Raw genomic sequence first — 7,141 nt, 5'->3', positions numbered from 1 at the left:
TCCGCCCCCATCGACAACGCCTTGCGCAGCGCGTCCTTCGCATCCTCCGGACCCACCGTCAGCACCGTGATCTCCGCGTCGTCCGCCGCCTCGGCAATCTGCAGCGCCTGCTCGACCGCGTACTCGTCCAGCTCCGACAGCAGACCGTCCACATCATCACGATCGACCGTCAGGTCATCCGCGAAATGCCGATCACCGGTGGCATCCGGCACGTACTTCACACAGACAACGATCCTCAAGCTCACGCCGGCTCTCCTACTGCATCGTCATTTCTGAGCTGCCTTGTGCAGGCAGCATAGGCGCCTGAAGGCGGGGTTTCCGGTCGGGGCGACCGGCACTCCGAACGAAATATTACTCACCAGTACACCCACTCCGTACCCGCTGAGCAAGCGCTTGGAACTGTGACCTTGCCAACGCTGCGTAGTCGGGATCTCTCAGTCCCTGAGCGCGTTGAAGCGGCCCTGGTGATAGAGGAGCGGGCGGCCGGCACCGGCCGGGTCCCCGGCGACGGCCGCGGCGACGACGATGTGATGATCCCCCGCCGGCACCCGGGCGACGACCCGGCAGACCAGCCACGCCAGCACCCCGTCCAGGACGGGAACTTCCTCGGGTCCGGTACGCCATTGGGTGGGCGGCGCGAAGCGGTCGGCGCCGCTGCGTGCGAAGGTCGCCGCCAGCTCGCGCTGGTGCTCGCCGAGTATGTGGACGCCGATGTGCTCGGCCCGCGAGACGACGGGCCAGCTGGAGGAGGAGGTGCCGATGCCGAACGAGATCAGGGGCGGCTCGGCCGCGACGGAGTTGAGCGAGGTCGCCGTGAAGCCGACGGGGCGCTCACCCCGGGCGGTGATGACGGCGACGCCTGCCGCGTGCTGCCGGAAGACGGAGCGTAGGAGATCGGGAGAGGCCAGCCGAGGGGTGCCGAGGTCGGGCGAAGCCGTCATGGAGTCGTCCTTCTGCGGTGGGCGCGTACGGGTCCGTGGTCGCTCAGGCACCCGGACAGCGCGCGCTCGCGTTGCGGGCCAGGTCCACATGGGGCCGCCCGAAGAGAAGGAGTCGTCGTGGCACCTCGTCAGACTGACGATTGTTGGCAGGTGCAGTCAAGTGGGCCCTGGGAGATGCGAGCTGTGTCACGACACGTGCACGCCCCGCTCACACCGCCTCGCCGAGCGCCGCGATCACATCGGCCTTACGGGGCTGCCCCGACGCCCTCCGCACGATCCGGCCGCCCGCGTCGAGCACCAGCACGGTGGGCGTCCTCAGGATCTCCAGCTCGCGCACCAGCGTGAGCCGCTCCTCGGCGTCGATCTCCACATGGGCCACCCCGCCCACCATGCCCGCCACTTCGGCAAGGGTCCGCCGGGTCGCCCGGCAGGGCTGACAGAAGGCACTGGAGAACTGCACGAGCGTGGCCCGCTCCCCCAGCTCCGCCCCCAGATCGGCCGCGCCGAGCCTGCGCTCCTCGTCCCGCCCGCGCACCTTCAGCCTCCCGCTGTTCCTCCGGTGCAGCAGACCGAAGGCCCCCGCCACCGCGAGGACCACCGCGCACACCACCAGTCCGGTCATGGTTCCCTCCCGACTCCCTTCCAGCGTTCACAGGATCGCAAAGATTCCCGCACCCGCTCTCCGCGTGTCCTGCGGGATCCTGGGCCGCATGGACATCGACGTCAGAGGGCCACGCTTCGGCGCCGCCGTGACCACCGTCGTACTTGCGGCCGTTCTCATCACCTCCAGCGGGATCCTGCTCGCCTGGCAGACGCTGTGTTTCGCGGTCGGGGCCGTGGCCGGCGTCCAGCGCTCCCCGTACGGATGGCTGTTCCGGACGGCCGTCAGGCCGCGGATCGGCCCGCCCACGGAGCTGGAGTCCCCTGCCCCGCCGCGCTTCGCGCAGGCCGTCGGGCTCGGCTTCGCCGTGCCGGGGCTCGTCGGCTATGCCTGGGGGCCCGAGTGGCTGGGGACGGCGGCCACCGCGTGCGCGCTGGCCGCGGCGTTTCTGAACGCCGCCTTCTCGTACTGCCTCGGCTGCGAGATGTACGTGCTGCTCCGCCGGGCAACGGCGGCACGCGGCTGATCTGTTGAGCGCGTCGTGAGCGCGATGACCGCGTGTCGGGAGCGACGAGGTTACGCGACGTGACAAGAATCTCTCCGTGCGACGGCCCCAGGACTGGCCGTTACGCCGCGCATGGGGCACGATCTGCCCAATGCCGGAAAACCTACGGCTGCGTAACTTCCGCCGGGCGAACCCTCCCCGGGGCACAGTAAGGAAGGGTCTCCCCACACATGGCAGAGCTCGTCTACCGGCCGGTCGTCGGCGCCGCTCTCACAATGTTCAAGGCGCTGGACCTGAAGATCGAGACCAAGGGTTCGGAGAACATTCCGCGCTCCGGCGGAGCGGTGCTGGTGAGCAACCACATCAGCTACCTCGACTTCATCTTCTCCGGTCTGGCGGCGCTGCCGCAGAAGCGGCTGGTCCGCTTCATGGCGAAGGACTCGGTGTTCCGGCACCGGATCTCGGGTCCGCTGATGCGCGGGATGAAGCACATCCCGGTGGACCGCTCGCAGGGCGAGGCGGCGTATGCGCACGCGCTGGACTCGCTGCGCTCCGGCGAGATCATCGGGGTCTTCCCGGAGGCCACGATCTCCCAGTCGTTCACGCTGAAGAGCTTCAAGTCGGGTGCGGCGCGCCTCGCCCAGGAGGCCGGGGTGCCGCTGATCCCGATGGCGCTGTGGGGCACCCAGCGCCTGTGGACCAAGGGGCGGCCGAAGAACCTCAGGCGCAGTCACATCCCGGTGACCATCCGGGTCGGGGAGCCGGTGGAGGCGCCCACCGACCAGTACGCGGGCGCGATCACCCGTCGGCTGCGCGAGCGGGTGCAGGAGCTGCTGGAGTCGGCCCAGCGCGCGTATCCCGTACGTCCCAAGGACCCGAGCGACACCTGGTGGGTGCCCGCGCACCTCGGGGGCACGGCGCCGACCCCGGCCGAGGTCCGCGAGGCCAGCTGAGCGGCTCGTCCTCCGGAGCCGGGCCGACGGGCAGAAACGTCACTTCGGGGTGTGGACGGTGATCCGCGCCCCGGGGCTCAGCTTCTCCAGCGACTCGGCGAGTTCGGCGCCCGCGGCCTCGAGCTCGCCGGTCGTCATGGGCGGGAGCGACTCCAGCAGGAAGATCGCGTTCACCGATTCCTCGGTGAGCCGGGTGCGCGGGCCCTGGCGCCAGTTCCAGCGCCGGCAGGTGACGCCCTCGTCGTCGCACCAGACGATCTCGCCCGCTTCCGGGTGCTCCACGGTCTCCTCGCCCGCCGCGGCGGTGACGAACGGTTCGTCGCCGGTCGCGCGCACGAGACGCATGCCGCCCTGGACACGGTCAAGGTCCTCGCCGCCGACCGGGATCAGATGGGCCACGCTGATCGCGTTGTAGGCGTCCACGAGGAGGTTGATGCGCGGCAGGCCGCCGTCGGCGAGCGCGCGCCTGGCAAGCGCCTCCGCGGAGTTGCGCGTGCGGGACGGCTTGGCGCCGAAGGCGCTGTAGGCCGCGCGCCAGGCGGTCATGTGCGGGTCCTCGTGCGGTGCGTGGCCGTCCAGCCGCTCGGCGAGCCGGCGCGCGGCATCGTCGAGCAGCGCCGAACTCGCTTCGCTGCTGGGACCGTTGACCAGGCCACGGGCCTCGGTCACGAGATGGGTGAAGCCGGGTACGAGGCTGCGCACCTCGTCGGACACGGTGAGCGTGAGGGTCATCGTCTGCCTTGCTTCGGCGTTCAGCGCTCGGGAGCGCGACGGAAGGGACTGCGCAGTCCATCATACGGCACTACGCAGTCCACTTCATTGACCTTTTGTGCCCGTTCCCGGGCGGCGGCCCTGCTACCGGGCCATCTCTTCCTTCAGCGCCTGGAGGAAGGCGTCCACATCGTCCTCCGTGGTGTCGAAGGAGCACATCCAGCGAACGTCGCCGGCCGCCTCGTCCCAGAAGTAGAAGCGGAAGCGCTGCTGCAGTCGCCGGCTCACGTCGTGCGGAAGGCGCGCGAAGACCGCGTTGGCCTGGACCGGGTGGAGGATCTCGACGCGGTCCACCGCCCGTACGCCCTCGGCGAGGCGCTGGGCCATGGCGTTGGAGTGCCGGGCGTTGCGCAGCCACAGGTCCTTCGCGAGCAGCGCCTCCAGTTGCACGGAGACGAAGCGCATCTTGGAGGCGAGCTGCATGGAGAGCTTGCGCAGGTGCTTCATGTGGCTGACGGCGTCCGGGTTCAGGACGACGACGGCCTCGCCGAAGAGCATGCCGTTCTTGGTGCCGCCGTACGAGATGACGTCCACGCCCACCGCGTTGGTGAACGCGCGCATGGGGACGTCCAGCGACGCGGCGGCGTTGGCTATCCGGGCCCCGTCGAGATGGACCTTCATGCCGAGGCCGTGCGCGTGCTCGACGATCGCGCGGATCTCCTCCACCGTGTAGACGGTGCCCAGCTCGGTGTTCTGGGTGATCGAGACCACCTGCGGCATGGCGCGGTGCTCGTCGTCCCAGCCGTACGCCTGCCGGTCGATCAGCTCGGGCGTGAGCTTGCCGTCCGGCGTCGGCACCGTCAGCAGCTTGAGCCCGCCGACCCGCTCGGGCGCCCCGCACTCGTCGACGTTGATGTGCGCGGACTCGGCGCAGATCACCGCCCCCCAGCGGTCGGTGAGCGCCTGGAGGGCGACGACATTGGCCCCTGTGCCGTTGAAGACCGGGAACGCCTCCGCGCATGCGCCGAAGTGGCTGTGCATGATCCGCTGGAGGTGGTCCGTGTAGTCGTCCTCGCCGTAGGAGACCTGGTGGCCGCCGTTGGCCAGGGCGAGGGCGGCCAGGATCTCCGGGTGCGCGCCCGCGTAGTTGTCGCTCGCGAAGCCCCGGACGTCGGGGTCGTGGTGGCGGCGGGCATCCGTGCGAACGGTCTTCGACGGGATCACGGCTTGGGGGTCAGCCACAGACGCTGTCCATTCACTTCCGGGGCGGGCCGGTCCCAGACTCCGGCGATGGCCTCGGCCAGTTCCTTGACGTCCGTGAAGCCCGCGAACTTCGCATTCGGGCGCTCGGCGCGCATGGCGTCGTGCACCAGTGCCTTGATGATCAGGATGGCAGCCGCCGTCCGCGGGCCTTCCTCGCCCCCAGCCTTCCTGAACGAGTCGGCGAGCGCCAGGGTCCAGGCCTCGGCGGCGGCCTTGGCCGCGGCATAGGCGGCGTTGCCCTCGGTGGGCTTGGCCGCGCCGGACTGGCTGACCAGCACGAAGCGGCCCCGGTCGCTGCGCTTCAGCGCCTCGTGGAAGGCGAGCGACGTGTGCTGGACGGTGCGGATCAGCAGCTTGTCCAGCAGGTCCCAGTCGGCGAGGTTGGTCTCGGCGAAGGTGGCGCTGCCGCGCCAGCCGCCGACGAGATGGACGAGACCGTCGATGCGGCCGAACTCCTTCTCGGTCTGGTTCGCCCAGTCCTGCGCGGCAACCGCATCGAGCAGGTCGACGGTGTCCCCGGTGACGGTCGCGCCGCCGTGCGCGTACCGGGCGGCGTCGACCGCCTCGGCGAGGCGCTCGGTGTCCGCGTCGGCACCCACGACGACCGCTCCGGCCTCCGCGAGGCGCAGCAGGGTGGCGCGGCCGGCCGGGCCTGCGGCACCGGCCACCGCGATCACGGCGCCGTCCAGCACTCCACCATTGCCGTTCGAGTTCATAGTGGTCGTCTCCTCCGTGCGAGAGCTCACGCGGCGACTCGCTCAGCTGCGTCGGCAGTGATCCCCTGGGTGGAGGCGATCACGTCCTTCAGCTTCTTGGAGAGCGCCTCATAGAACATGCTGAGCGGAAACTCGTCCGGAAGCACGTCGTCCACGAGCTTGCGCGGCGGCTGGGAGACGTCCAGGGCGTCGGGACCCTTGGCCCAGCGGGAGCCGGGGTGCGGGGCGAGGTAGTCGGCGACCAGGTCGTACGCCTTGAACCAGTGGACCAGCTTGGGGCGGTCGATGCCGTCCCGGTACAGCGTCTCGATCTCGGCGCAGAGCTGGTTGGTGACCTGCGGGGCCCGCTCCCAGTCGATCCTCAGCTTGTTGTCGGTCCAGCGGACCACGTCGTGCTTGTGCAGGTACGCGAAGAGCAGCTGGCCGCCGAGACCGTCGTAGTTGCGGACGCGGTCGCCGGTGACCGGGAAGCGGAACATGCGGTCGAAGAGCACCGCGTACTGCACGTCGCGGCCGTGCGGGTTGCCCTCGGCCTCGAGCTTCACGGCCTCCTTGAAGGCGGTGAGGTCGCAGCGCAGCTCCTCCAGGCCGTACATCCAGAACGGCTGGCGCTGCTTGATCATGAAGGGGTCGAAGGGCAGGTCGCCGTGGCTGTGGGTGCGGTCGTGGACCATGTCCCAGAGGACGAAGGCCTTCTCGCAGCGCTCCTGGTCGTGGACCATGACGGCGATGTCGTCGGGGAGCTCGATGCCGAGGAGCTCCACCGCCGCGGCCGTGACACGGCGGAAGCGGGCGGCCTCGCGGTCGCAGAAGATGCCGCCCCAGCTGAACCGCTCGGGGGCCTCGCGCACGGCTATGGTCTCGGGGAACAGGACGGCCGAGTTGGTGTCGTACCCGGCGGTGAAGTCCTCGAAGGTGATCCCGCAGAAGAGCGGGTTGTCGTAGCGGGTGGCCTCCAGCTCGGCGAGCCAGTCCGGCCAGACCATGCGCAGCACGACCGCTTCGAGATTGCGGTCCGGGTTGCCGTTCTGCGTGTACATGGGGAAGACGACCAGGTGCTGGAGGCCGTCCACGCGGTTCGCGGCGGGCTGGAAGGCAAGGAGCGAGTCCAGGAAGTCCGGCACGTCGAAGGCGCTGTCGGCCCACTTCTGCAGGTCGGCGACGAGCGCGCGGTGGTACGCGGCGTCGTGCGGGAGCAGCGGGGAGAGCTCCTCGATCGCGGCGGTCAGGCGCTCGACGGCGTACTCGGCTGCGGCGCGAACCGGGGCGCCCTCGGCGTCGAAGTCGATCGAGCCGTCCTTGGACTGCCAGGGCCGGATCTCCCCGACGGCGTTCTTGAGCGTCAGCCACGCCGGGTGATCGACCACTCGCTCCGCAGTGGCTATGTCCCCACCAGAAGCATCCTGCACAAGAATTTCCGTCATGTCACTTCCTCCACGGGAGAACCTCGC

The 7,141-nt window shown here is 69.9% G+C and carries 9 protein-coding genes; 2 read left to right on the top strand and 7 right to left on the bottom strand.

What is annotated here, in order from left to right; translation table 11 throughout:
* The 3 genes from ABT078_RS35410 to ABT078_RS35400 all read right to left on the bottom strand — a co-directional run.
* The coding region (locus ABT078_RS35410; RefSeq protein WP_502981467.1) for an electron transfer flavoprotein subunit beta/FixA family protein at positions 1 to 245 on the bottom strand (245 nt) is incomplete at its 3' end.
* Between the two features lie 189 nt (positions 246 to 434).
* Positions 435 to 941 (bottom strand): flavin reductase family protein, encoded by a 507-nt coding sequence (locus tag ABT078_RS35405; protein WP_351235232.1) that lies wholly within the window; start codon positions 939 to 941, stop codon positions 435 to 437.
* 208 nt (positions 942 to 1,149) lie between these two features.
* Positions 1,150 to 1,563 (bottom strand): TlpA family protein disulfide reductase, encoded by a 414-nt coding sequence (locus ABT078_RS35400; protein ID WP_351235230.1) that lies wholly within the window; start codon positions 1,561 to 1,563, stop codon positions 1,150 to 1,152.
* Between the two features lie 88 nt (positions 1,564 to 1,651).
* Here ABT078_RS35400 and ABT078_RS35395 point away from each other — a divergent pair, with 88 nt between their 5' ends.
* Complete coding sequence (locus tag ABT078_RS35395) at positions 1,652 to 2,068, top strand: DUF4395 domain-containing protein (protein ID WP_351235228.1); 417 nt, start codon at positions 1,652 to 1,654, stop codon at positions 2,066 to 2,068.
* 209 nt (positions 2,069 to 2,277) lie between these two features.
* A complete protein-coding gene (locus ABT078_RS35390) occupies positions 2,278 to 3,000 on the top strand; it encodes a lysophospholipid acyltransferase family protein (protein WP_351235226.1) in 723 nt (240 codons plus the stop codon).
* Positions 3,001 to 3,039: 39 nt separating this feature from the next.
* Here ABT078_RS35390 and ABT078_RS35385 read toward each other — a convergent pair whose 3' ends face one another.
* From ABT078_RS35385 to ABT078_RS35370, 4 genes are all read right to left on the bottom strand, one after another.
* Positions 3,040 to 3,732, bottom strand: coding sequence for a B3/B4 domain-containing protein (locus ABT078_RS35385; RefSeq protein WP_351235224.1), 693 nt, complete (start codon positions 3,730 to 3,732; stop codon positions 3,040 to 3,042).
* 123 nt (positions 3,733 to 3,855) lie between these two features.
* On the bottom strand, positions 3,856 to 4,935 hold the full coding sequence (locus ABT078_RS35380; protein ID WP_351235238.1) for a threonine aldolase family protein: 1,080 nt from the start codon (positions 4,933 to 4,935) through the stop codon (positions 3,856 to 3,858).
* Positions 4,932 to 5,690, bottom strand: a complete 759-nt coding sequence (locus ABT078_RS35375) for an SDR family NAD(P)-dependent oxidoreductase (RefSeq protein ID WP_351235222.1) — start codon at positions 5,688 to 5,690, stop codon at positions 4,932 to 4,934. The genes ABT078_RS35380 and ABT078_RS35375 overlap by 4 nt, the downstream gene beginning before the upstream one ends.
* Positions 5,691 to 5,716: 26 nt before the next feature.
* Positions 5,717 to 7,114: a DUF6421 family protein gene (locus ABT078_RS35370; RefSeq protein ID WP_351235220.1), complete on the bottom strand. Its 1,398-nt coding sequence runs from the start codon at positions 7,112 to 7,114 to the stop codon at positions 5,717 to 5,719.
* Between the last annotated feature and the right edge of the window lie 27 nt (positions 7,115 to 7,141).

The sequence above is a fragment of the Streptomyces sp. NPDC002133 genome, from assembly GCF_040296405.1.
Lineage (GTDB): Bacteria > Actinomycetota > Actinomycetes > Streptomycetales > Streptomycetaceae > Streptomyces.
The sequence above is the reverse complement of the archived record's forward strand: the minus strand, read 5'-3'. Positions and strand labels throughout refer to the sequence as shown.